Here is a 22,922-nt window from a genome sequence, read left to right as displayed (position 1 = left end):
CCGTCAACATGGCGGGCAGGACCGGCGTAGGGCACGGCAGACGGTGGTCAGGCCCGCGTGCCATGGGTGGCACGGCCTGTACGTGAAGGAGCACGCATGTCCGTGACGATGACCGCGCTGTTCGGCGGCACAGGCCCCGAATGGGAGCTCCGGGAGGTCCCGGTCCCCGAGGCCGGGCCCGGCCAGGTGCTGGTGCGTGCCCGCGCCGTGGCCCTGAACCACGGGGACGGCCCGATGCTGGAGGCCGCCGACCCGACGGTCGGCGGCACGGGCCAGGAGTACCAGGCCGGGTACGAGTTCGCCGGCGAGGTCGCGGCCGTGGGTGAGGGTGTGGCGGGCCTGACGGTCGGAGCACGGGTGATGGGCACCACTCCGGGCAGTTTCGCCCAGTACGTGCTCGCCGACCACCGGCACATGGTCGCCGTCCCCGACGGCCTCGGGTACGAGGAGGCGTGCGCGCTGCCCACCGGACTGCTGACCGAGCACGGAGCACTGATGTGCGGCGGTTTCCGGGCCGGGCAGTCGGTTCTGATCACCGGCGCGACGTCGGGCATCGGCCTGATCGGTGTCCGGATCGCCAAGGCCCTCGGCGCCGCGACCGTCATCGCCTCCACCCGCACGGCCGCCAAGCGTGCTCTGATCCGGCAGGCCGGAGCGGACGAAGTCGTGAGCACCTCGGAGGAGGACCTCACGGACTCCGTCCTGAAGATCACCGGCGGTCAGGGGGTCGACCTGGTCCTCGACCATGTCGGCGGAGAGACCTTCGCCGCGTGTCTGCCCGCCACCCGCGTCGACGGGTCCGTGGTCAACATCGGACGCCTGGACCGGGCCGAGTCCACCATCGACCTGGACGCTCTGTCCTACCGTCATCTGCGGGTGGGCGGCGTGTCCTTCGGCTTCACGCGGGCGGCCGAACTCGGCGCGGTCCTGTCCGAGGCGTCGAGCCGACTGATGCCGGCCGTCGTGGACGGCCGGGTGCGTCCCGCGATCGACGGCACGTACACGTTCGACACCGCCTTCGAGGCCGTGCGGAGGCTACGCTCCCACCAGGCCCACGGAAAGATCGTCCTCACGGTGCCCTGACTCGGTGCGAACCGGATCAGTCCGCGGTCGCCCGGTGGTCGCTTCCGCGGGTGGAGCCTGCTGCTTCCGGTGCGTCCGAGAGCGGGCGGGTTCGGGCACGGACGCGGTGCTGCTGATCGAAGCACGCGCCGAGGACGACCAGCAGCGCGGAGGCCACGATCAGTAGCGAGACCCCCCAAGTGGCGTGGCTGGAAGACATGGTGACCATGGCGAGAGCCGCCATCGGAGCGAGCCCGCCGGCCGTGGCACCACTGATCTCACGTCCCGTACCGAGTCCCGACGCGCGGACCTCGGTGGGGAACTGACGGGCCATGAATGGGCTCGCCGCGACGATGATGACGGGTGCGAGGACGCCCGTCGTCAGCATCAGCAGAGCCCATATGTAGACGGGCCGTCCGGTGTCGAGGACCCAGAACATGGGGAACGCGAGCAGCAGCACACCGCAGGCTCCGCCGATGATGGCGCGGCGGACGTCGATCCGGTCGCAGAGCCGGCCGATGACCGGCACCGTGACGATCGCGACCGCGCTGGCCAGAGTGACGCCGAAGGACCCCACGTTGGCGGCCACCCCCTGAAATTCGGTCAGGTAGGACAGCGAGAAGGTCTTGAACGTGTAGGAGATCGCCGCGTAACCGCCGTAGACCGCCGCGACGACCGCCAGTCCTCGCCAGTCGGACTTCATGAGGTCGCGCAGGACGTGGAGGGTCTTGCGCTCCCTCGCATCCACGGCCACCCGTTCGAACTCGGGCGTCTCCGGCATGGTGCGGCGGATCCAGAGGCCCACTCCGACGATGGCGAAGCTCGCGACGAACGGGATCCGCCAGCCCCAGGTGTAGAGGAAATCGTCGCCGAAGCTGGTGACGGCGGTGACCGTCAAGGAGGCGGCGAGCAGGCCGATCTGAGCGCCCAGCGCGGGTAGCGCCGCGTAGCGGCCCCTCGTCCGGTCGTCGGCGTGCTCGTAGGCCACCGCGATGGCGCTGCCGAGCTCGGCGCTCGCCCCGAAGCCCTGCAGTATGCGCAGGATCACCAGCAGCACCGGGGCGGCGACTCCGATGGCCGCGTAGGAGGGAAGCAGGCCGATGAGTCCCGATGCGAGCCCCATGATCAGCAGACTGAGCGACAGCACGGCCTTACGGCCGATCCTGTCGCCCAGGACGCCGAAGAGGATTCCCCCGAGGGGGCGGGCCAGGAACCCGACGGCGAAGGTGGCGAACGCGGCCAGGGTGCTGAGGGAGGAGTCTTCCGAGGGGAAGAAGATCCGTCCGAACACCAATGCGGCCATGGAGGCGTAGAGGTAGAAGTCGAACCATTCGAGGGTGGTGCCGATGACTACCGCGGGGCCGATTCTCTGTGCGGCTCGAGGGGGCGGCGATGCGGTGCCGGGGGAATTGAGCGGATGCGTCACGGGGTGGGTCCTTACGTTCGACCGGGGGTGGCGGCTCGTGCGAGGCGGGGGTGGTCATGACCGCGGACGGGGAATGGCGGCTTCTTTCATGCACCCGGTGATCGGATGGTTGCTTCTCGTGAGAAGTATCATATAAAAAATATGGCGTCGAGAGTCGGTCTCGAAGGGAAGTGGGCGATGAGCGGAGAACACCTTGAGAAGAGAGCACGGCGGGTGGTCGCCGGAGTGGACGCGAACGGCAAGTCGACGATCGTCGAGGACGAGCTCACCGCGACGCGCGTGGCGCTGCCCGCCTTCACGGTGAACGACGTCTGGCGGCTCGACGAACTGCCCACCAGCGTGGACGCCGACGACGCGATGCGTGCGGAGGTCGAACTGGCGCCGCCGGCTCGTGGACTGGTCGTCCGGTTGGCCACCTTCCCGCCGGACAGTGAGATCGATCCCGAGGTGTACGTGCAGTCGATCGACACCCTGCACGGCGAGGACGCCCACGCCGCCGACAGCGCCGTGATGGGCCGGCACGCCACCGACACCGTGGACGTCGCCTGCATCCTCGACGGCGAGATCCACGTCGTGTACGAGACCGGTGAGACGCTGCTGCGGGCCGGCGACACCGTGATCAACCGCGGCAACAAGCACGCGTGGAGCAACCGCACGGACAAGCCCGTGACGATGGTGGCCGTGATGCTGCCGACGGCGAACTGATTCGGAGGAGCCATCCGTGGCCACCACATTCGATTATTCCGGCAAGGTCGCCTTCGTGACCGGTGCCGGATCGGGCATAGGCCGCAGCACCGCACTCGCGTTCGCCCGGGCCGGTGCCGAGGTCGCGATCGCCGACATCGACGCGGAGAGACTCGAGGAGACCGCGTCGCTCATCGCCGCGACCGGCAGCAAGGTGCAGGTGCTTCCGACCGACGTCTCCGACGCCGCTCAGGTCGAGCGGGCCGTGATGGCGACCGTGGAGACCTTCGGCCGTCTCGACGTCGCCTTCAACAACGCGGCGACCTTCGATCCGCACGCCACCGTGGACGCGGTCGAGCTGGAGGCGTGGAACCGTGTCATCGCGGTCAACCTGTCGGGTGTCTTCCACTGCCTCAAGTACCAGGCCGCGGTGATGCTCGCGCAGGGCGGTGGAGCGATCGTCAACGCCGGTTCGGTCGCGAGCGAGATCGCCTCCCTGGGGCTGACGGCGTACACCGCGTCCAAGCATGCCGTCGTGGGGCTGACCAAGAAGGCGGCACTCGACTACGCCACCCGGGGCATCCGCGTCAACGCCGTCCTCCCGGGTGCGATCGACACTCCGATGGCCGCGGAATTCAGCGGTGGCACCGACGAGGGCCGCGCCGCCATGGTGGCGCTGGAGCCCATGGGGCGCCTCGGCAACCCTGAGGAGATCGCCGACGTCGTGCTGTGGCTCGGCTCGGACGCCGCGTCGTTCGTCACCGGCCACGCCGTCGCCGTCGACGGGGGCTGGCTGGCGCGGTGACCGCCGACCAGCCTGCGACGGTCAGTCCACCCGCCGGCGGGCTGACCGTCGCAGGCCGGTGCTGTGTCGGCCTAGAGGTTCTCCTTGAAAAAGGGTGTGATCTTCTCGAACGCCTGGTCCACCGCCTCCGGCTTGTCGTACAGGTCGTAGTGGCTCGCGCCCTCGACGACCAGGATGTCCTTCTTCTCGGACCGGGCCCGGTCGAAGAGCTCGAAGCCGTCCCGGTACGAGCCGAAGCTGCCCGGCACGTCTCCCACGATGACCTGGAGCGGCTGCGTCAGCAGCACCTCGGCCAGGTGGAAGGCGTCCCAGCCCACCGCTGCCGCCAGGCCGGAGAAGCGCAGCTTGTTCGGGGAGTTGGGGTTCTGTCCCCGGGGCGTCTTGTAGTAGTCGATGGCCTGGATGATGTCGACGTCGTCGATGCCGGCCTGCTTCCGTTCCTCCTGGGAGTCGGGGATGTAGGTCGTGATCGCCGGTTCCGCGCCGCGCGCTTCGGCCGTCCGCTGCCTGCCGATCGCCTCGAGCGTGTCGACGGCCGCGGTGGGGGTCAGGTTGCCCTCGCGCATGAGCCGTCCGTAGTTGGCACCGACGACGGTGACCAGCGCCTTGATCCGGTGCTCCGTCATCGTGGCGTTGGCGGCGTAACCCCCGCCGCCGCAGACACCGAGGGCGCCGATGCGGTTCTCGTCGATGTAGTCGAGCGTCACCAGGTAGTCCACGGCGCAGCGGAAGTCCTCCACGCGGGTCGCCGGGTCTTCGAGGTACTGCGGTTCGCCACCGCTCTCACCTTGGAAGGAGGCGTCGAATGCGAGGGTCACGTATCCCTGCTCGGTGAGCCTCTCGGCGTAGATGCTCCCAGCGGTCTGTTCCTTGCAGCTGCTGATCGGATGGGCGCAGATGATCGCGGGATACTTCTTCGTGGCGTCGAAGTCCTTCGGGAGCCGCAGATCTGCCGCGACGTCCCAGGTGCGGTTCTTGAATCGCACGGATTCCATGGCTGCTCCTTGCTGTACGCGTCGCCGTGGCCGTGGGCGACGGCCTTGTGCATACAGGACGAATTCCAACAATCGAACCGGCTAACCAGGGCCAGATCGGGCCCCCCATGAGGGGTGACGTGGGCCCTTCGGGCTTGCGACAGGACTTCGTCCAGGTCCGGCTGGAGGTCCGGCTCTCCAGGTAGGCGGGCCGGCTTGACCGCAGGGCGTCGATCAGCCACTCGTTCATGTCGCGGGTGCGTCGGCCCGCGTCCCAGCTGTTGCGGTGCCGGATTGCTTCGACGACCGCTCTCACGCGCTCGGCCCGGACGGAATGGCGCCGCACGCTCGACATGAAGATCGTCAATGTCGACTCACCGGCAGATCTCACCGCCGTCCAGGGCCGCCGGAGGGCCAACGGGGCGGCCATAGCGGGCCTGGCCAGGCTCACCCGTAGCATCGCCATCGACTTCGGCAGCCGGGACATCTGGGGCAACACCGTCGCTCCCGGAGCCGCGGAGACAACGATGACCAGCGGCTTCATCCAATACCCGGTCCTGGCCGAATCCCTGCACGCCGCCGCCTATCCGTTCCGCCGGTGTCCGGCGGAGGCGGGGCTGGGGGCGCCCGCGCCGGTGAACTCGGCCCGCAACCGATGCTTGAGCACCTTGTGGCTGGCGTTGCGCGGAAGCTGCTCGACGAAGCGGATGTACCGCGGCACCTTGAAGTTCGCCATGTTGTCGCGTGCCCAGGCGACGACCTGTTCCTCCGTCAAGCGGCGGTCGGGCCTCGGAACGATGAACGCGCACCCCACCTCGCCCAGGCGAAGGTCGGGGACGCCGACGACCGAGACCTGCTCCACTGACTCGCAGGTCTGCAACAGCCGTTCGACCTCGGTGGGGTAGACGTTGAACCCGCCGGATATGTACATGTCCTTGATGCGGTCGATGATCGACAGGTTGCCGTCGGCGTCCAGGCAGCCCACGTCACCGGTGTACAGCCAGCCGTGCCGGTCGATCAGTGCCGCGGTGGCGTCGGGGTCCTGCCAGTAGCCGCGTGTCATGGTGTAGCCGCGCATCACCACCTCGCCGGGCTGCCCGGGGAGCAGTACACGGCCGGTCGGGTCGACGATCCGGACCTCGACGTCGGGTATCGCACGGCCGGTGGTGCGTGCCACCGTGCGTGCGGCGTCGTCGACGCGGGTGGTGGTCACCAGTGCCGACGCCTCGGTGAGTCCGTAGGCACTCATGACCACCTCGAAGCTGAGCTCGTCGCGCATGGCGTGGATGAGGGACTCGGGAATGGTGGTGGCCCCCGTCATGGCGAAGCGGAGGGACGAGAGGTCGTAGCGGGCGCGATCCGGGCAGTCGATCAGGTCCTGGAAGAGGGTCGGGGGACCGGACAGGACGGTGACCTTCTCCTCCGAGACGAGTTCCAACGTCCGCCGAGGCTCGAAGACCGGCGCGGGGACGACTGTGACTCCGTGCAGCAGGGAAGTGAGCCAACCGGCCTTGGAACCGAAGCAGTGGAAGAACGGCGGGACGATCAGCGAGATGTCGGAGTCCTTGTAGCCGTAGGCATGCCCCAGCCAGCCGTACAGCCGCAGGGACTGGCCATGGGTCAGTATCACGCCTTTGGGATGGCCGGTAGTGCCGGAGGTGAACATGATGTCGCAGACCTGGTCCGGGGTCAGCCGGTCGATCGCGGCGTGCGCCTCCGCCTCGGCGACGGACGAGCCGGCGTCCAGGAAGTCGTCCCAGGCGAGGTCCGGCGAACCGCGCGGCCCGAGCAGCGAGACCGTTGAGCGCAGCGTGGGTACGTCCGGTGCGGTCCTGCGGAGCTCCGCGACGTAGTCGGTGCCGAGGAACTCGGCGGCGAAGAGAGCCTTGGCCGCCGACGCACGCAGGACGTAGGCGAGTTCGGCCGGTTTGAACCGGGTGTTGAGCGGCACCACGATGCCCCCAGCGCCCTGGACGCCGAGCGCGGCGACGATCCACTCGGCCGAATTCGGCGCGCAGAGGGCGACCCGGTCGCCGGGGCCTATGCCCAGGGCGAGCGCGGCGCGTACCGCGTGTGTCATCCGTTCTGCCAGCTCCCGGAAGCTCCACCGGTGAGCACCGTCGATGACGGCCGCCGCGTCGCCGAAGCGGTCGGCGGCGCGGCGGACGGCGTTCGGGATGCTCGCGTACTCCTGGTCGTGTCGCACTTCGGCTCCGTTCGGCAGCGGAAGGAGGGAAGAACCGGTGACCCGGCCCGCCGGGAGGGCATCGACTGTGCCTCCCGGCGTGCCGGGTAGGAGATCACGGAACGGGTGCCGTGACGAGACCTTGGGGGCAACTCGTCGGCGTTGCAGCACGGCCCGCCAGAGCTGGACGGCGCGGGGAATCGGTGATCCCCACAGCGGACCTTCCCTTACCGGCCGAGCGCCGCGCGCACCTTCGGCAGGACCTCATCGGCCAGTAGCCGCAGGGACCGGTCGACGTACGCGTCGTCCTCGTCCTGGTAGTGGGAGAGCAACCAGTGCTCGACGTTCTGGGTGCGAGCGATCTGGATCATCTTCTCCGCGACGGTGCCGGGGGAGCCGATGAGCAGGTGATCGCGCTCGAAGAGCAGGTCGAACGGCTTCTGCTCGCGAATGCCGGGATCGTCGGGGTTTTCGCCACGGTCGAGCCAGATCTTGCGGCCGCGCACCTTGTCGATGAAGGCGACGTTGTCGTTGATCTGGGCTTCGGTCAGTTCCCGGGCCTCGTTGTCGGTCGGGGCGATCAGGCAGCCCCGCAGGATCGCGGACGAGCGGGCGAGAGCCGGGTTCGGCTGCTCCGCGCGGTCCAGCTCCTCCTGGTATGCGGCGTTGAGGCCGTCGAGCACCCGCCGAGTGGGGAACCAGGTGATGACGTTCAGCCCTTGCTGCGCCGCGCCGACGAACCCCCCGACGGTGTCGGTGACGCTGAACAGCGGGGGGCCGCCGGGCTGGGCGGGCCGGGGCACGATGCTGAGACCGGTGACGCGGCCGTTGTCGTCGGTGTACTTCTCTCCGGCACCCGGCCACCTGGTGTCGGGATGCGGGATCCGGAACCGCTCGCTGCTCCAGGAGAACGGGTCCTGTGACCACGCGGCCCGCAGGATGTCGAGGCGTTCGGCGAAGATCTCCTTGCTGCGCCGGTCGTCGGCCCGGTCGGCCTCCGCGTTGAGGTTGATGATCTCGGCCTGCAGGATGCCGCGGCTGAGCGCGACGTCGAGGCGGCCGTCGGTCATGTGGTCGAGCATCGCGAGATCCTCGGCCAGACGAAGCGGGTGCCACAAAGGCAGGATGATCGCGGCGATGCCGATGCGGATCCGGGAGGTCCGACTGGCCAGGTCCGCCATCAGCATCGCGGGGTTGGGCGACTGGTCGATCCCGGCGTGGTCGAAGTGGTGCTCACCGAGCCAGAATCCGTCGATGCCCAGCTCGTCCGCGAGCTTGATCCGGCGTCGGGCCCGGTTCAGGACGTCCCGCCAGGGCCGGACGTTTCCTTCGTTGGAGAACGAGTGCAGAATGTCGACTCTCACGAAGCATCTCCCTCGTGGCGAACGCGTCCGTGCCGGTCGCCGCTCTTCCGGTGGTTGGGTGGCCGCCGACGGCGAACGCTCGGGGCGCGGGCGTTCACTCGCACGACGGGATGATCTGCTGGAGAGGGTGTCCGGCAAGGTCTGCGCGGCGCCTGTCGGCGGCGGTCCGGCTCTCCTTGAGTGCCACGGGCGCCGCGGGCTCAGGCCCGCTTACGACCTCGCCGCGACCGCTTCGATCGCGACGCGGCAGTCGCCGGGGATGCCGGCCCGCAGCGTGACGCGCGCGGGGTACACGCCCGGTACGCATTCGGCCAGGTACGCCTCGATGAACTCCGTCCGGTACGCGTCGTCGCTCACCCAGCAGGTCGTCTTGAGCAGGTCGGAGCGGGTGAGGCCGGCCTGGCGCAGGACTTCGTCGAGGGAGGCGAAGCAGTGGCGGATCTCGTCGCGGATCGTGACGGCCGAAGCGGCGCGCCGACCCGTGACCGGATCGAGGGCCGAGACCCCCGCGAAGGTGAAGTCCCCTACGGTGACGCCGGACGCGCGACGCGGGTGCGTTTCGTTCTGGGACTCAGCGCTGATGAAGGTAGGCATGGTCCTCCTCGGTTGACGGCACGGGTCGGTCTCGTCGGCTTGCAGACTAAAGACCGTTCGGTCTGATAGTCAATGCTTGGGACAGCCGGTCGACAGAGCCAAGAAGGGCTGATGATGGGCCGTTGCCGGGCTATTGCTCCGAGTCTGGGACTACGCGTAGCATACCAACTCGTCGGTACGTACGGACAGGGGAGATGGCAATGCGCGAACCCTCCGACTCGCGGTGGTTCCGTGAGGTGCTCGGGCAGTACCCGACCGGAGTCTGTGTGGTCACGGCGGTGCAGGCGGACGGCTCGCGTGCGGGCTTCGTGGTGGGATCCTTCACCTCGGTGTCGCTCGATCCGCCACTCGTGGCGTTCTTCCCCGACAAGGGGTCGACGAGCTGGCCCAAGATCGAGAAGGCCGGACGTTTCTGTGTGAACATCCTCAGCGCCGACCAGGAGCACCTGTGTCGGCAGTTCGCCTCGAAGGCCGAGGACAAGTTCCAGGGCGTCGCCGTCCGTGCGGCCGGTTCGGGGTCGCCCGTCATCGAGGGCGTCGTTGCGTGGATCGACTGCGACCTCGAGTCGGTCCAGGAGGCCGGCGATCACTACATCGTACTCGGCCGGGTGCGGGAACTCGACGTCGAGGACCCCCAGCTGCCGCTGCTGTTCTTCCAGGGCGGCTACGGCCGCTTCGCCCCGCTGTCGCTGGCCGCCCCCGGCCATCGGGGCGCTCTGACCGAGCAACTGCGCAAGGTGGATCTGGTGCGCCCGGCCATGGAGAGTCTCGCCGCGGACCTCTCGGCGCGCTGCATCGCGACCGCGGTCGTCGACGACGAACTCGTCGTCCTGGCGAGTTCCGGCAGCCCCGACGCGGGCGCGCGGGCGACGCTGGTGGGTGTACACCTCCCCTTCGCACCGCCCAACGGCTCGGCGCTCGCCGCGTCGTACGACGAGGGTCGCGTCGAGGCGTGGCTGAAGACGCTGCCCGAGGGCACCGACCGCGACGAGCACCGGCGCCGGCTCGACCGGGTCCGTGAGCGCGGCTACTCGGTGGGCCTGCTCAACGAGGCGCAGCGCAAGTTCGCCAGTGTTCTGGACCGCCTGGCGGCCGATCCGCGCTCGATGAAGACCGAGAACCTGCGCTCTCTGGTCACACGGCTCAACTACGACCCGGCCGATCTGTCGTCCGACGCCAAGAGGGCCATCCGGGTGATCGCCGTGCCCGTACCCGGCGTCAACGGCGAGGCGGACCTCGCCTTCACGCTGTACGGCTTCTCGAAGCCCGATGCCAACGGCGGCATCGACGCCTACATCGACCGTGTCAGAGAGGCGGGCCGACAGGCGGCATCCTCCCTGAACGGTCACGCGCCGGCGGGTGTCTGAGCCGTGTCCCGGACCGAGCCGTGCCGTTCCCTGGCCCGGCAGTCGTCGTACCTTCGCGTGCGAAGGGAAGCGCCCCGCACGCGCCCGAACCGAAGGAGACTCCCCATGAGCACCGCCGTCGCCAAGACCCCGTTCGTCTACGCTTCGAGCCTCGCCATCGACGTGGCCACGATGAAGCTCGTGCCCGAGGCCGACACCATCGCCAACGAGACGCGCGTGGTCTTCGAGCGCATCTCGGCCCGGCTCGCCCACAGCGGCCTGACGCTTCGCGACGTGGTCAAGACGACGTGCTACCTCAGCGACGAGTCGCACCTGGAGGAGTTCGTCGAGGCGTACGAGGCTGTGTTCGCCCCCGGTCCGTACCCGGTGACCAGCACGCTGTTCCTCGGCATCGCCGGCAACTGCCGGGTCCAGGTTGAAGTCGTCGCGGCGAGCTGAGTGGGCGAGCCGCGGCCCGAGACACCGCGGGAGGCATCGGAAGGCCGGCGGCCCGGTTCGTGTGACGCCGGCCGACGGGTCTGGGGGTTGATGGCATGGTTGTTCCGGTACGGCGGCCGACCGGGCGTGCGGTGGTCGCAGTCGTGCTCGGCCGGCGGGGGCGCATCGCCCTGTTCCGGCGCAGCGCGCTGGTGGGCTCGGAACGAGGGCGCTGGCACTGCGTCACCGGATTCATGGAATCGGGCTCGCCGCTGCTCGACGCGGTGCGGGAGTTGTACGAGGAGACCGGTCTCGGCGTCGCCGATCTGGTCAGGATCAGCACGGGCCCCGTCCTGTCGCTGCCGGACCGCGCGGACTCCGTCTGGACGGTCCACACCTTCTGGGCCGAGACTGAGCGCCGCCGGCTGGCACTCAACTGGGAGCACGACGCGTACTGCTGGATCGCCCCGGGATTGCTGCCGAGCGTCGACGGTCAGGTCGACTGGCTCGCTGCCGTGCTGTCGTCGATGCCGCAGGTGCGGGAAGCGGGCTGCTCCTGAGACGCGGAGCGCCTATCGAGGGGCTTGCCACTGAGCAGGGCACTCGCTAATGTCCCAACAGACCAACCGGTCGGAATGAGTCGCTGCTGGGTGGCTCGTGCCCCGGACGACGAGCTGAGGCAGGCATGCATACCGGGCTTACGCTGATCTTCCAGAACCTCGGACGCGCGAGGAAGGACGCGGACGTCTACCGGAACGAACTGCGGTACGCCACGCGGGCCGAGGAACTGGGTTTCGACTCGGTGTGGTCGCCGGAGCACCACTTCACCGACTACGAGCTCACACCGAACGTCCCGCAGTTCCTGTCCTGGCTCGCCGGCCGCACCTCGCGGATCCGGCTCGGCACGATGGTCTCGGTGCTGCCCTGGCACGACCCGGTCCGCGTCGCCGAGAGCTTCAGCATGCTCGACCATCTCTCCGACGGTCGCGCGATCCTCGGCATGGGACGGGGGCTCGGCCGCATCGAGTTCGAGGGCTTCCGGGTCGACATGGCGGATTCCCGCCGGATGTTCGGCGAGTATGCCGAGTTCGTGATGTCGGCCCTGGAGACCGGCGTGATGGAGTACGACGGCGAGATGCTCCGGCAGCCTCGCGTCGATCTGCGGCCCGAGCCGTACGCCGGCTACCGCGGCCGCACCTTCGCCTCGGCGGTCTCGCCGCAGTCGATCGACCTGATGGCCCGCCTGGGCGTCGGCCTCATGGTGATCGCCCAGAAGCCCTGGGACACCGTGGAGCAGGAGCTGCAGGACTACCGCGAACGCTTCGTCGAGGTGAACGGTGCCGAGCCGCCCAAGCCGATCATCTGCGTCTTCACCGCCGTCTCCGAAACGGCGGCCGGCGCACAGGAGATGCGGGAGAAGTACCTGCAGCGGTACGCCCTGTCGACCGTCGAGCACTACGAATTCGACAACGTCGGCTTCGCCCGGATCGAGGGCTACGAGTACTACGCCGGCCTGAGCCGGAACATCCAGAAGCACGGTATCGACGGCTTCGCCGGCTTCCTGGCCGATCTGCAGGTCTGGGGGACGCCGGAGCAGGTGGTGGAGCGTCTGCTCGACTACGTGGAGCGACTGGACGCCGGCGGAATCCTGCTCGTGCCGGCGTTCGGCGGCATGCCGGAGCCGGTCGCCGACGCCAACTTCGACCTGATCGCCCGCAAGATCCTGCCGGCCCTCAAGGCGCACGACGTCGGCGGGGACCTCGGCGTCACCTACGACGGCAGCACCCCCACCGCCAACGACTGATCCACGAACCGCCGGGGGCACGCACCGAGTGCCTCGCCCCCGTACCCGCCGAGAAAGGGACCCCAAGAGCATGCCCGACACAGTCAAGTCGCCGCAGCACCTGATCAACGGCGAATGGCAGACCGGTTCCGGCACGGACGGGATCGCCGTCCACGACCCGTCCCGGGGGGAGCAGGTCGCCGAGCTGACCGCGGCCATCCCGGACGAGGTCGACGCGGCGGTCGCCGCCGCATCCGCCGCCTTCGGCACCTGGAGCGAGATGTCGCTGCAGCGGCGCGTGCAGTACCTCTACAGGATGCGCCAGCAGCTCGCCGACAACGCCGAGGACCTGGCCCGCACCATCACCCTCGACCAGGGCAAGACCCTCGACGAGGCCCGTGGTGAAGTGCTGCGGGCCGGCGAGTTCATCGAGACCGCGATCGCCGCGCCGATGCTCTACCACACGAAGGCGGGCAACATCGCCGGCGGTATCGACGCGCACCAGGTCCGCGAGCCCCTGGGCGTGTGCGTCGCGATCACGCCATTCAACTTCCCTGTGATGAACCCCAGTCAGTTCTCCGCCTGGGCGCTGGTCACCGGCAACACCCTCGTCGTCAAGCCGTCCGAGCAGGACCCGCTGGCCTCGACCGCGGTGATCCGGCTGCTGCAGCAGGCGGGCCTGCCGGACGGTGTGCTCAACCTCGTCCACGGCCGGGCTGACGTCGCGCAGCGCCTGATCGACCACCCGGAGGTCGTGGCGGTCTCCTGCATCACGTCCTCGCCGGTCGCGAAGGCCGTGCACGAGCGGGCCTCGGCGCTCGGCAAGCGCGTCCAGGCCAACGGCGGAGCCAAGAACCCCATCGTCGTCGCCGCGGACGCCGACCTCGACCTGGCGGCCGAGGGCATCGTCGCCTCCGCCTTCGGCATGGCCGGCCAGCGCTGCCTCGCGGGCACCCGCGTCGTCGCGGTCGACGAGGTCTACGACCAGCTCGTGGAGAAGGTCGCCGCCCTGAGCGACAAGCTGGTGGTGGGCAGCGGGTTCGACACCGGCACCACCCTCGGCCCGGTGGTCAGCGCGGCCGCCAGGCAGCGGCTGGAAGACCTCGTCGAGCGGGCGCTCACCGCCGGCGCGACCGCGGTGCGCGACGGCCGCGGCGCTGTTCCCCAGGGCCCCTCGGCGACCGCCGACGGCTACTTCTTCGGCCCCACCGTCCTCACCGGCCTCCGCCACACCGATCCGGTCGAGCAGGAGGAGACCTTCGGCCCGGTCATCGCCGTGCACCGGACGGCATTCCTGGAGGACGCGATCGCGATCTCCAACGACACCCCCTTCGGTAACGCGGCGACGATCTACACCCGTTCCGGCTCCACCGCCCGCGCGTTCACCAAGCGCGTTCGTTCCGGCAACATCGGCGTCAACTCGTTCCCGGCCCCGCCGGCGAACTTCCCCATGGGCGGCCTCGGCGACTCCTTCTTCGGCGAGACCCACATCTGCGGCGACGCCCCGCTGCGCTTCTACACCGAGGACAAACTCGTCGTCTCCCGCTGGTGACAGCACCTGCGGCCCACACCCGTTCCACCGCCGGCGGGCCACCCGGTGGCCCCGTTTCCCAGGAAGGTCTCATGAACCGGTTCATCAACGAGGCGGGCTCCGACCCGTCGAAGTACGGCCTGTCGTCGGGCGCCGTCGCCGGCAACATGGTCTTCGCGGCCGCGATGGCCCTCGACGGCGAGACCATGCAGCGTGACGCCGCCGCCGTCACCATCGCCGACGAGACGCGCATCTGCCTGGAGCAGCTGGAGGGCGTCCTCAAGGAGGCCGGCTGCGGTCTCAAGGACATTGTCAAAATCAACTGCTATCTCACCCGCGACGAGGACCGCGCCGAGTTCTGGCAGACGTACGACGAGATCTTCGCGACCATCGACACCCAGGCGGTCCGCATCACCCAGGTCGTGGGCATCGCCTGCGGCTGCCGCGTGGAGCTCGACGCCGTCGCCGTCGCGCCGTAGGGACCCGGTCGGCATGGACTCGATCTGGTTCGACGACGCACGCGTCGGCATGCGGTTCCGCACCGCCGCGCGCACCATCACCGAGACCGATGTCGTCAACTTCGCCGGTGTCTCGGGCGACTTCAACGAGCTGCACATGAACGCCGAGCGGATGCGCGACAGCGGCTTCGGCGAGCGCATCGCGCACGGAGCGCTGGTGCTCTCGATCGTCACCGGACTACGCGGTCAGCTCGGCATCTTCGACGAGTCGATCATCGCCTTCGCCGAGATCCGGGGATGGCGCTTCCTCGCCCCGGTGTTCATCGGCGACACCGTCCACGCGATGAACGAGATCACCGAGCTGCGGGAGACCTCCAAGCCCGACCGGGGAGTCGTGGTCCAGCGGGTCGACGTCGCGAACCAGAAGGGTGACGTCGTACAGACAGGAGAGATGGTCACGATGCTCAAGCGACGCGGTGCGGCATGAGGACGCGCATCGGGGACCCGGTGGACCGCCACGCCCTGCGACGGATCGGTGGTCCGGACGGCGACATCGCAGGTGGCCTGGTGTTCGCACCGGCGCGTGACCTGGGGGAGTGGCGGCAGGTCGAGGACGAGCTGACCGAGGCGTTCCTGCTCAGCCGTGAGGCGATGGCCGTCGAGGCACCCGTGGTCTACCTGCTGCGCTCGCCGGCGATCCTGGGCCGGTCCGGTCCGCTCGACTCCGCCGTCGCGGCCGGACTGGTCGGCGGCGCACGCGCGCTCGCCTTCGAGGGCCGGCGGCGCGGTCGCTACGCCACCGTCATCGGCGTCGACGGCGACGAACCGCCGGACAGGGTCGCCGAGGCGGTGACGTTCGCCCTCACCACCAGAGCAGCAGCCGGTCAGGTCGTCATGCTCGGCCACGAACACCTGGGAGCGATGCTGCCGTGAGTCTTGCCGTAGTCACCGGAGCCGCGCGAGGCATCGGACGCGCCGTCGCCGAAAGGCTCGTCACCCGGCACAGCCTCCTCCTGGTGGACATGAGCCAGGCCGTGCACGAGACGGCCGCGCAGCTCGGCGCGGTCGCCGTGCAGGCGGACATCACGCAGCCCGAGGGGATCGCGGCGATCGTCGCGGCGGTGGACGGCGCGTCCGAGCCGCCGGCCATGCTGGTGAACAACGCCGGCATCACGCGTGACGCGCTCATCCACAAGATGGAGGAGGCCGTCTTCCGTGCCGTCGTTCGGGTCAACCTCGGCGGGACGTACGCGCTGACCGAGGCCCTCGCTGGCCGCATCGTCGACGGCGGCTCGGTCGTCAATCTCAGTTCGCGGGCGCAGTTGGGCAACGTGGGACAGTTCAACTACGCGGTCTCCAAGACCGGGGTCATCGGCTGCACCCGGGCCCTCGCCCTCGCGCTCGCGCCCCGCCTGCGCGTCAACGCCGTGGCACCGGGGTTCGTCGAGTCGGACATGACCAGGGCGATGCCGGCCCGGGTGCGTGAGCGCGTGGTGAGCGCTGTCCCACTGGCCCGCGCCGGACAGCCGGAGGACATCGCCGACGCCGTGGCCTGGTTGGGCTCGGAGGCGGCCGGTTACCTCACCGGCCAGGTCCTCTACGTATGTGGCGGACGCAGCTTCGGCTGACCGGGCGCGCCGCAGCAGGAAGGCGTCGATGGGCGCGTAGACGCCGACAGCGATCACCGCGGCCGCGGTGGGGGAGGGACAGCACGATGATCCTGGAACGATACGAGTGGGGCGACGCCTCCGCACCGCCGCTGGTCCTCATCCACGGGGTCGGCTCCCGGGCCGAGTCCTTCCGTCGCGTGGCCGAGGAGGAGTGGGGCAGGCATTTCCGCGTCATCGCCTTCGACCTGCGCGGGCACAACCGGTCGGGCTGGGAGCCGCCGTGGACCCACGCGACGTACGTCGCCGACCTCGTGGAGTCGGTCAAGGCGCTCGGCATCGACCGCGCGCACTGGGCCGGCTACTCCTTCGGCGGCAGGCTGCTGCTCGACCTGGCGGCGGCGGAGCCCGCACTCATCGAACGGGCCGTGCTGTTGGAGCCCGTCATCCGGATCTCCCCGGAGCTGGCGATGCGCCGGGCCACCGAGGAACTCACCGGCGACGTCTGGGACTCCGTGGAGGCGTTCCTCCGGGGGCATGGGGCCACCGGCGCGATCTCGCCGGAACAGCTCGCGGAGGCCGCCGCCTATTTCGACGCGCTCCCCGACGGCCGTGTGCGGCGCCGCACCTGCCAGGCCGCGATCGTCTCCGTCTTCAGTGAGTTCGCCGCGCACGCGCCGGCACCGGAAACCCTGACGATGCCGACCATGCTGCTCTACGCTCCCGCCTTCGAGCTCGTGACGCCCGACCAGCGGGCCGCCTACGCGCCGTACGTGGACACGATCGTCGAGGTCCCCGGCATGCACGACATCTTCGCCACCGCCTACGAGCAGACGGCGTCGTCGGTCACCCGCTTCCTGCTGGCGCAGTGACGCCGGGCACCGGAGCCGGCCGTCGGAGGGGGACGGCCGTGATGCGGGTGCGGGTCCCGAGACCCGATGCCCACGTACTCTGGCGCGGCTGAAGCCGTGCCGGTCCTTGAGGAGGATGCAATGTCCCGTTCGAAAACCGAGGCCACCCTGGAGGTGCGGGACGGTGTGGCCGTCCTGACGCTGGACGCCCCGGAGCGATACAACGCGCTCACCCTGCCGATGTGCGGCGAGATGGTCGAGGCCATGGAGGAAGTCGACCGCACACCGGGGATCGGTGCCCTCGTGGTCCGCGGGGCGGGCAAGGCGTTCTGTTCCGGCGCAGATCTGTCGACGCTGAGCGATGCCGGCAAGGACCCCCTGGACGCTTCCGCGTTCGCGGATCTCGGCACGCTCTACGAGACGTTCATGCGACTGGGCCGGGTCACCGTTCCGACGCTCGCGGCCGTCCGGGGGCCCGCCGTGGGAGCCGGCATGAACCTCATGCTGGCCGCCGACCTGCGCATCGTCGCCCGGGACGCCCGGCTGATCAGCGGTTTCCTCAAGCGGGGGCTGCACCCGGGCGGCGGTCACTTCACCTTGCTCGACCGCGTCGCCGGGCGCGAGCTGACAGCCGCGATGGCGCTGTTCGGCGAGGAGATCAACGGAGAACAGGCCGTACGGGCCGGACTCGCCTGGGATGCCGTCGACGCGGAGCAGCTGGACGACCGCGCGCTGGAGCTGGCCCGGCGCGTCGCCAAGGATCCGGAGCTGGCCCGCGCGGCGGTGGCCAACTTCCGGCGCGAGACGGGAGCCACACCGATGTCCTGGGACGTGGCCCTCCAGTTCGAGCGGACCACCCAGATGTGGTCGATGCGTCGGGGGTAGCTGTCGGACGCGGCGCCGAGCGCGCTGCCCGCGGACAGACTCCCGACACCGCACCGACGAGCAGCCTCATCGACCAACCGGTCCGTATGCAGGCCGGATCGCACCGCATCGCATCAAAGGAGCGCACTCCCATGCCCAGTCGTCCCGCCGGTGCCCGCCCGGGTGCGAAGGCCCCGACCCTGCGCGGTCCCTTCGACCCGGGTGGTCAGCCGCAACTGACGATCGACAACCATCTGCACATCTCCCTGTTCGCCTGGAACGTCTCCAGCGGTCTCTCGGCGAGCAAGGCCGTTCTCTCGGACGTCGAGCGACACCGCGACTTCTGGAAGTGGCCGACCGCGTCGAAGCTCATGCGGGCCGTCGAGGAGGCCGGCTTCGACAGCCAGCTCCAGTACGGCATGTGGAGCGGGTACGGCGGCGACACCGGGTGGAACGACGCCGGTCTGGACTTCGCCACCGCCGCCACCGCTTCCGCGGCCGTGACGGAGCGGATCGGCATCTACTCCACGATCCACGTCGGCTACAACATATCGCCGCTCCTCATCGCGAAGGTCTTCTCCGACATAGACCACATCTCCGGTGGCCGCCTGGGCGTCAACGTCGTCGCCGGGCAGAACGCGGTCGACTACGCCCAGTTCGGCCTGGTGGGGCCGCCGTCGCAGGAGATCCGTTACGCGATCGCCGACGAGATGACCACCGCGCTGAAGCTGCTGTGGACATCGGACGAGCCCGTCGACTTCGAGGGCGAGTACTTCCAGATGTACGGCGCCCGGATCAACCCGCGCGCCACCAGCCGTCCGCGTCCGCTGCTGATCTGCGCGGCGGCTTCCGACATCGGTCTGGACTATGCCACCCGTCAGTGCGACGCGCTCTTCGTCACCGCCGACGACAACACCGTCGACGGCTACCGCAAGAAGGCCGCGAGGATCCACGGCATGGCCGCCGAGCACGGCCGGCAGGTCCGCATCGCCGCTATGTGCTACGTGGTCATGGACGACACCGACGCGAAGGCGCTCGAAACGGTGGAGTGGATGCGCGGCCAGATCGACCGGGGGGCGATCGAGACCTGGCTCACGCGGAGCGGCCACATCCTCAACAGCGAGGCCCGGACGGTCTCCGACGAGGTTGTCGGTGACGCGCGAGTCTCCTCAGGCGCCACACAGGACCCCTACCTCGGCATCGGCAAGGAACACTATGAGGGCCTGGGAATGGGCATGGGAGCCTATCAGCTGTTCGGCTCCTATGAGACGGTCGCCGACCAGCTGATCGCCCTCTACGAAGCGGGCGTCGGTCAGTTCGCGCTCTCCTTCTTCGACCCGCAGCGCGGTGTCCAGCAGATGCGCGATCACGTCCTGCCGATCCTGCGTGAACGCGGCTACAACCAGATACAGGTCTGAGGTCCGGTTCCCGCCCACAAGGTACCAACCGGTCGGATGATGTGGACCTGACGAACGCCTACCGACCCTGCGAGGCCGCTGTCTGTGCGGGTTCCATCCCGCTTCGCGACCTCGGCGGAGGGGCGCCTGTTAAGATACTCCTTGGTCGGTTGGATGGAGCGGTACACGAAGTGGGCCCGCTCGGGTTTTGGAGAGGTGACGTGGTGGACCAGGCTTCCAGGAGTCGGAGCAGGCGCAAAGTCGTGCGCGACCCGGAGGGCGCCCGCCGGGCACTTCTGACGAGCGCCATCCAGCTTTTTGAGAAGCACGGGTACGCCGGAACGACGGTGCAGAGCATCATCGACGGGGCGAACCTGACCAAAGGCGCTTTCTATCACCACTTCAACACCAAGGAAGACCTGCTCGTCCAGGTGCACGACCAGTTCATCGACTATCAGCTCTACCGGGCCCGTAAGGTGGTCGCGGACACGAAGCTCTCGAGCGACGAGGTCCTTCGCCGGTTGATCGTCGAGGCGCTGCTCGAACCCATGGCGATCTACAAGTCTGAGATCACCGTCTACCTCCAGGAGCACAGGTTCCTGTCCGGCGAGGTCTTCGCGGGGATCCGCGAGAAGCGCGACGAGTTCGAGCGCTATTTCCTCGACGTCATCGAGCGTGGGATCGAGGAGGGCGTCTTCCGCCCCGTCGGCCCGCCGCGCATCATGGCGTTCGGCATCATCGGGATGGGTGCCTGGACGTATTCGTGGCTCGACACCGGGGGTCCGGTCTCTCCCACGGACATCGGCAAGACCTACGCGGAGATGATCGTCAATGGCCTGAGGGCGGGCGACTGACGCAGCCGGCTGCCGATCGGGCGGACGCCCGGGCCCTGCCCGGGCGTCCGACGTCTTTCTGCCGGGGCGCGAATGAGGCCCACACTGCATGGTTGGCAGTGGCTCGGTCATACGCGTAAGATACCAACTAGTCGGTACTTAGCCGACCACCGGTCGGTTCGATAAACCTGCCCGAAGGGGGCGAGAACGCGATGCATACCGGTCTGACGCTTCTGTTCCAGAACCTTGATGGTGTGCGATCCGACGAGGAGGTGGTCCGGGACGAGCTGTCGCTGGCGGAGCGAGCGGAAGGCGCGGGCTTCGACTCGGTCTGGACGCCCGAGCACCACTTCACGGGGTACGGGATGACTCCCATGGTGCCTCAGTTCCTGTCCTGGCTGGCGGGCAGGACCTCGTCGATCAAGCTGGGCACCATGGTGTCGGTCCTGCCCTGGCAGGACCCGGTCCGCACGGCGGAGAGCTTCTGCGTGCTGGACCACTTGTCCCAGGGGCGGGCCGTGATGGGCGTCGGCCGGGGACTCGGGCGGGTGGAGTTCGACGGGTTCCGTCTGGAGATGGGGGAGTCCCGGGATCTGTTCCGCGAGTACAGCGAGGCGATCGTGCAGGCCCTCGAGTCGGGTGTGATGGAGTACGACGGCGACTTCTACCGGCAGCCGTCCGTCCCGCTGCGCCCCAAGCCGTACGCCTCGTTCCGCGGCCGGACGTTCGCCTCGGCGGTGTCGCCGGAGTCGATCGACCTGATGGCCCAGCTGGGTATCGGCGTGATGGTGATCGCGCAGAAGCCCTGGGACAAGGTCGAGGAGGAGCTGCGGTCCTTCCGGGCGCGCTTCAGGGAGATCAACGGGCACGAGGCACCGAAGCCCGTCATCTGCGTGTTCGTCGGCGCCGCACGGACCCGTGCGGGGGCGGACCGGATGCGGCAGGTGTACCTGCAGCGCTACGCGGAATCCACGGTCGAGCACTACGAGTTCGACAACGTGGGCTTCGCGAAGATCCCGGGCTACGAGTACTACGCCGGTCTGAGCCGCAACATCGAGAAGCACGGCGTCGAGGGGTTCTGCAACTTCCTCGCCGACCTTCAGGTCTGGGGAACCCCGGACGAGGTGGTGGAGCGGCTCCTCGGCTACGTCGAGCGTCTCGACGCCGGCGGGGTGCTGCTGGCTCCGTCGTTCGGAGGGATGCCGCCGGAGGTCGCCAGGGCCAACTTCGAACTGCTCGCCGAGGAGGTCCTTCCCCGCCTGCAGGCCCACGACGTCGGGGGCGACCTGGGTGTCCTCCACGGAGCTCCGGGTGCCGCGGCCACGGGGGACAGGGCAGAGGCCACCGCACTCGCGGCAGGGGCACAGTCGTGACGACGCCCGCCGTCCACGGCACCGGCGAAGACGGAGGAGGCGGGGGATCATGAACCAGGCGGTGGTGATCGACGCGGTCCGCTCCCCGATGGGCCGCGCCCGGCCCGACGGAGCCCTGGCCGGACTCCACCCGGTCGAGCTCCTCTCCCAGGTCATCGGCGCGCTGCTCGAACGCACCGGCGTGGATCCCGGAACGGTCGACGACGTACTCGTCGGATGTGTCACCCAGTCCTCCGAGCAGTCGGGGAACGTCGGCCGGATGGCCTGGCTCGCGGCCGGCTACCCGGAACACGTGCCCGCCGTGACCGTCGAGCGCAAATGCGGCTCGAGTCAGCAGGCGCTGCAGTTCGCCGCGCAAGGAGTCATGGCAGGCGGGTACGACCTGGTCGTCGTCGCCGGCGTGGAATCCATGAGCCGCGTCCCCATCGGCTCCAACCGGCAGGGCGCGGACATCCACGGACCCTCGGTCGAGGAGCGCTATGCGCCCGGCCTGATCCCGCAGGGCGTATCGGCAGAACTCATCGCCCGGCGATGGAAGTTGACCAGGCGGCAGCTCGACGAGTTCGCAGCCCGGTCCCACCGGCTGGCGTCGGAGGCGGCGGCTGCCGGCGCGTTCAAGCGCGAGATCGTACCGATCCGGGTGCCGGGCGCACCGGCACCCGTCGAGGCCGACGAGACGATCAGGCCGGGCACCACGGCCGAGACGATCGCCGCGTTGCGCCCGGCCTTCCGCACCGACGAGTTCGCCGCGCGGTTCCCCGAGCTGGACTGGCGGATCACACCCGCCACCTCCTCCCAGCTGACCGACGGCGCGAGCGCCGTACTGATCGCCAGTGAGCGGACGGCCCGGAGGCTGAATCTGCCGGCCCGCGCCCGCTTCCGTGGCTTCCACGCCTGCGGTGACGATCCGCTGCTGATGCTCACCGGCCCGATCGGGGCCACTCGGCAGATCCTTTCCCGCACGGGACTGACGCTCCGGCAGATGGACCATGTCGAGGTGAACGAGGCCTTCGCCTCGGTGCCCCTCGCCTGGCAGGCCGAACTGGACGCGGTGCAGGACACACTCAACCCCCGCGGCGGCGCCATCGCCCTCGGCCATCCGCTCGGCGCCACCGGGTGCCGCCTGCTGACGACGATGCTCCACGCCATGGAGGACGCCGATCAGCGCTACGGGCTGCAGACCGTCTGCGAAGCGGGCGGCATGGCCAATGCCCTGATCCTGGAACGGGACTAAGAGGTCCTAACAAAGGCGTTGGACGTGGCGGTGCGTGATCAGGCAGACGGCGAGCCCCAGGAACGCTTCGTGGATGTCGTCGCGACGTTCCCATCGGATCCGAAGCCGGCGGA

General features: G+C 69.2%; 23 protein-coding genes and 2 pseudogenes. 19 read left to right on the top strand and 6 right to left on the bottom strand.

The window, feature by feature from the left end:
- Window positions 1-96: 96 nt before the first annotated feature.
- A complete protein-coding gene (locus IE260_RS37140; protein WP_189880182.1) occupies window positions 97-1,083 on the top strand; it encodes a quinone oxidoreductase family protein in 987 nt (328 codons plus the stop codon).
- A 16-nt stretch (window positions 1,084-1,099) separates the two neighbouring features.
- On the opposite strand, the gene IE260_RS37135 is transcribed toward IE260_RS37140, so the two are convergent.
- On the bottom strand, window positions 1,100-2,488 hold the full coding sequence (locus IE260_RS37135) for an MFS transporter (protein WP_189880180.1): 1,389 nt from the start codon (window positions 2,486-2,488) through the stop codon (window positions 1,100-1,102).
- Between the two features lie 177 nt (window positions 2,489-2,665).
- Here IE260_RS37135 and IE260_RS37130 point away from each other — a divergent pair, with 177 nt between their 5' ends.
- Window positions 2,666-3,193 carry a cupin domain-containing protein gene (locus IE260_RS37130; protein WP_189880178.1) on the top strand — a complete coding sequence of 176 codons (528 nt, stop codon included), beginning with the start codon at window positions 2,666-2,668 and terminating at the stop codon, window positions 3,191-3,193.
- Between the two features lie 16 nt (window positions 3,194-3,209).
- Window positions 3,210-3,977, top strand: coding sequence for an SDR family NAD(P)-dependent oxidoreductase (locus tag IE260_RS37125; protein WP_189880175.1), 768 nt, complete (start codon window positions 3,210-3,212; stop codon window positions 3,975-3,977).
- A 71-nt stretch (window positions 3,978-4,048) separates the two neighbouring features.
- Here IE260_RS37125 and IE260_RS37120 read toward each other — a convergent pair whose 3' ends face one another.
- Window positions 4,049-4,972 (bottom strand): alpha/beta hydrolase, encoded by a 924-nt coding sequence (locus tag IE260_RS37120; RefSeq protein WP_189880173.1) that lies wholly within the window; start codon window positions 4,970-4,972, stop codon window positions 4,049-4,051.
- Between the two features lie 227 nt (window positions 4,973-5,199).
- Between IE260_RS37120 and IE260_RS43265 the strand changes: the two are divergent.
- Window positions 5,200-5,523, top strand: a pseudogene (locus IE260_RS43265) (SDR family oxidoreductase); the annotation flags it as partial.
- 11 nt (window positions 5,524-5,534) lie between these two features.
- On the opposite strand, the gene IE260_RS37110 reads toward IE260_RS43265, so the two are convergent.
- The 3 genes from IE260_RS37110 to IE260_RS37100 form a co-directional block, all read right to left on the bottom strand.
- On the bottom strand, window positions 5,535-7,157 hold the full coding sequence (locus IE260_RS37110) for an AMP-binding protein (protein WP_189880171.1): 1,623 nt from the start codon (window positions 7,155-7,157) through the stop codon (window positions 5,535-5,537).
- Between the two features lie 206 nt (window positions 7,158-7,363).
- Complete coding sequence (locus tag IE260_RS37105) at window positions 7,364-8,500, bottom strand: LLM class flavin-dependent oxidoreductase (RefSeq protein WP_189880169.1); 1,137 nt, start codon at window positions 8,498-8,500, stop codon at window positions 7,364-7,366.
- 210 nt (window positions 8,501-8,710) lie between these two features.
- Window positions 8,711-9,094 (bottom strand): RidA family protein, encoded by a 384-nt coding sequence (locus IE260_RS37100; RefSeq protein ID WP_189880167.1) that lies wholly within the window; start codon window positions 9,092-9,094, stop codon window positions 8,711-8,713.
- Between the two features lie 200 nt (window positions 9,095-9,294).
- Between IE260_RS37100 and IE260_RS42240 the strand changes: the two genes are divergently transcribed.
- The 15 genes from IE260_RS42240 (at window position 9,295) to IE260_RS37025 (ending at window position 22,809) form a co-directional block, all read left to right on the top strand.
- The gene (locus IE260_RS42240) at window positions 9,295-10,461 is read left to right on the top strand and encodes a flavin reductase family protein (RefSeq protein ID WP_229881692.1); all 1,167 of its coding nucleotides are present in this window, start codon (window positions 9,295-9,297) and stop codon (window positions 10,459-10,461) included.
- Between the two features lie 105 nt (window positions 10,462-10,566).
- The gene (locus IE260_RS37090) at window positions 10,567-10,899 is read left to right on the top strand and encodes a RidA family protein (RefSeq protein ID WP_189880165.1); all 333 of its coding nucleotides are present in this window, start codon (window positions 10,567-10,569) and stop codon (window positions 10,897-10,899) included.
- Window positions 10,900-10,994: 95 nt separating this feature from the next.
- Window positions 10,995-11,438 carry an NUDIX domain-containing protein gene (locus IE260_RS37085; RefSeq protein ID WP_229881691.1) on the top strand — a complete coding sequence of 148 codons (444 nt, stop codon included), beginning with the start codon at window positions 10,995-10,997 and terminating at the stop codon, window positions 11,436-11,438.
- A 125-nt stretch (window positions 11,439-11,563) separates the two neighbouring features.
- Window positions 11,564-12,682 carry an LLM class flavin-dependent oxidoreductase gene (locus tag IE260_RS37080; protein ID WP_189880161.1) on the top strand — a complete coding sequence of 373 codons (1,119 nt, stop codon included), beginning with the start codon at window positions 11,564-11,566 and terminating at the stop codon, window positions 12,680-12,682.
- Between the two features lie 70 nt (window positions 12,683-12,752).
- Entirely contained in the window at window positions 12,753-14,213 is a 1,461-nt protein-coding gene (gene mmsA / locus IE260_RS37075) for a CoA-acylating methylmalonate-semialdehyde dehydrogenase (RefSeq protein WP_189880159.1), read from the top strand.
- Between the two features lie 71 nt (window positions 14,214-14,284).
- A complete protein-coding gene (locus tag IE260_RS37070) occupies window positions 14,285-14,671 on the top strand; it encodes a RidA family protein (RefSeq protein WP_189880151.1) in 387 nt (128 codons plus the stop codon).
- Window positions 14,672-14,684: 13 nt separating this feature from the next.
- Window positions 14,685-15,137, top strand: coding sequence for a MaoC/PaaZ C-terminal domain-containing protein (locus tag IE260_RS37065; protein WP_189880149.1), 453 nt, complete (start codon window positions 14,685-14,687; stop codon window positions 15,135-15,137).
- On the top strand, window positions 15,134-15,583 hold the full coding sequence (locus IE260_RS37060; RefSeq protein WP_189880147.1) for a hypothetical protein: 450 nt from the start codon (window positions 15,134-15,136) through the stop codon (window positions 15,581-15,583). Before IE260_RS37065 ends, IE260_RS37060 begins: the two co-directional genes overlap by 4 nt.
- Entirely contained in the window at window positions 15,580-16,278 is a 699-nt protein-coding gene (locus IE260_RS37055) for an SDR family oxidoreductase (RefSeq protein ID WP_189880145.1), read from the top strand. Before IE260_RS37060 ends, IE260_RS37055 begins: the two co-directional genes overlap by 4 nt.
- A gap of 86 nt (window positions 16,279-16,364) precedes the next feature.
- A complete protein-coding gene (locus IE260_RS37050; protein WP_189880143.1) occupies window positions 16,365-17,129 on the top strand; it encodes an alpha/beta fold hydrolase in 765 nt (254 codons plus the stop codon).
- A 120-nt stretch (window positions 17,130-17,249) separates the two neighbouring features.
- Window positions 17,250-17,993: an enoyl-CoA hydratase-related protein gene (locus IE260_RS37045; protein ID WP_189880141.1), complete on the top strand. Its 744-nt coding sequence runs from the start codon at window positions 17,250-17,252 to the stop codon at window positions 17,991-17,993.
- Between the two features lie 131 nt (window positions 17,994-18,124).
- The gene (locus tag IE260_RS37040; protein WP_189880139.1) at window positions 18,125-19,390 is read left to right on the top strand and encodes an LLM class flavin-dependent oxidoreductase; all 1,266 of its coding nucleotides are present in this window, start codon (window positions 18,125-18,127) and stop codon (window positions 19,388-19,390) included.
- 242 nt (window positions 19,391-19,632) lie between these two features.
- Window positions 19,633-20,223 (top strand): TetR/AcrR family transcriptional regulator, encoded by a 591-nt coding sequence (locus IE260_RS37035; RefSeq protein ID WP_229881689.1) that lies wholly within the window; start codon window positions 19,633-19,635, stop codon window positions 20,221-20,223.
- 191 nt (window positions 20,224-20,414) lie between these two features.
- Window positions 20,415-21,575, top strand: coding sequence for an LLM class flavin-dependent oxidoreductase (locus IE260_RS37030; RefSeq protein WP_189880137.1), 1,161 nt, complete (start codon window positions 20,415-20,417; stop codon window positions 21,573-21,575).
- 49 nt (window positions 21,576-21,624) lie between these two features.
- Window positions 21,625-22,809 (top strand): thiolase family protein, encoded by a 1,185-nt coding sequence (locus IE260_RS37025; RefSeq protein WP_189880135.1) that lies wholly within the window; start codon window positions 21,625-21,627, stop codon window positions 22,807-22,809.
- A 6-nt stretch (window positions 22,810-22,815) separates the two neighbouring features.
- On the opposite strand, the pseudogene IE260_RS37020 reads toward IE260_RS37025, so the two are convergent.
- Window positions 22,816-22,922: pseudogene (locus IE260_RS37020) on the bottom strand (IS5/IS1182 family transposase); the annotation flags it as partial.

The sequence above is a fragment of the Streptomyces viridiviolaceus genome (genome assembly GCF_014650995.1).
In the GTDB taxonomy this organism is placed as follows: domain Bacteria; phylum Actinomycetota; class Actinomycetes; order Streptomycetales; family Streptomycetaceae; genus Streptomyces; species Streptomyces viridiviolaceus.
Note: the sequence above shows the minus strand (reverse complement) of the source record. Positions and strands in the feature narration are given on the sequence as shown.

What these genes read in the sequence shown, in the direction of transcription:
- IE260_RS37045 (WP_189880141.1), top strand. Translation starts at nt 17,250, where the DNA reads ATGTCCCGTTCGAAAACCGAGGCCACCCTGGAGGTGCGGGACGGTGTG.
- IE260_RS37140 (WP_189880182.1), top strand. Translation starts at nt 97, where the DNA reads ATGTCCGTGACGATGACCGCGCTGTTCGGCGGCACAGGCCCCGAATGG.
- IE260_RS37085 (WP_229881691.1), top strand. Translation starts at nt 10,995, where the DNA reads ATGGTTGTTCCGGTACGGCGGCCGACCGGGCGTGCGGTGGTCGCAGTC.
- mmsA (WP_189880159.1), top strand. Translation starts at nt 12,753, where the DNA reads ATGCCCGACACAGTCAAGTCGCCGCAGCACCTGATCAACGGCGAATGG.
- IE260_RS37025 (WP_189880135.1), top strand. Translation starts at nt 21,625, where the DNA reads ATGAACCAGGCGGTGGTGATCGACGCGGTCCGCTCCCCGATGGGCCGC.
- IE260_RS37030 (WP_189880137.1), top strand. Translation starts at nt 20,415, where the DNA reads ATGCATACCGGTCTGACGCTTCTGTTCCAGAACCTTGATGGTGTGCGA.
- IE260_RS37070 (WP_189880151.1), top strand. Translation starts at nt 14,285, where the DNA reads ATGAACCGGTTCATCAACGAGGCGGGCTCCGACCCGTCGAAGTACGGC.
- IE260_RS37100 (WP_189880167.1), bottom strand. Translation starts at nt 9,094, where the DNA reads ATGCCTACCTTCATCAGCGCTGAGTCCCAGAACGAAACGCACCCGCGT.
- IE260_RS37130 (WP_189880178.1), top strand. Translation starts at nt 2,666, where the DNA reads ATGAGCGGAGAACACCTTGAGAAGAGAGCACGGCGGGTGGTCGCCGGA.
- IE260_RS37040 (WP_189880139.1), top strand. Translation starts at nt 18,125, where the DNA reads ATGCCCAGTCGTCCCGCCGGTGCCCGCCCGGGTGCGAAGGCCCCGACC.
- IE260_RS37065 (WP_189880149.1), top strand. Translation starts at nt 14,685, where the DNA reads ATGGACTCGATCTGGTTCGACGACGCACGCGTCGGCATGCGGTTCCGC.
- IE260_RS37120 (WP_189880173.1), bottom strand. Translation starts at nt 4,972, where the DNA reads ATGGAATCCGTGCGATTCAAGAACCGCACCTGGGACGTCGCGGCAGAT.
- IE260_RS37060 (WP_189880147.1), top strand. Translation starts at nt 15,134, where the DNA reads ATGAGGACGCGCATCGGGGACCCGGTGGACCGCCACGCCCTGCGACGG.
- IE260_RS37080 (WP_189880161.1), top strand. Translation starts at nt 11,564, where the DNA reads ATGCATACCGGGCTTACGCTGATCTTCCAGAACCTCGGACGCGCGAGG.
- IE260_RS42240 (WP_229881692.1), top strand. Translation starts at nt 9,295, where the DNA reads ATGCGCGAACCCTCCGACTCGCGGTGGTTCCGTGAGGTGCTCGGGCAG.
- IE260_RS37090 (WP_189880165.1), top strand. Translation starts at nt 10,567, where the DNA reads ATGAGCACCGCCGTCGCCAAGACCCCGTTCGTCTACGCTTCGAGCCTC.
- IE260_RS37050 (WP_189880143.1), top strand. Translation starts at nt 16,365, where the DNA reads ATGATCCTGGAACGATACGAGTGGGGCGACGCCTCCGCACCGCCGCTG.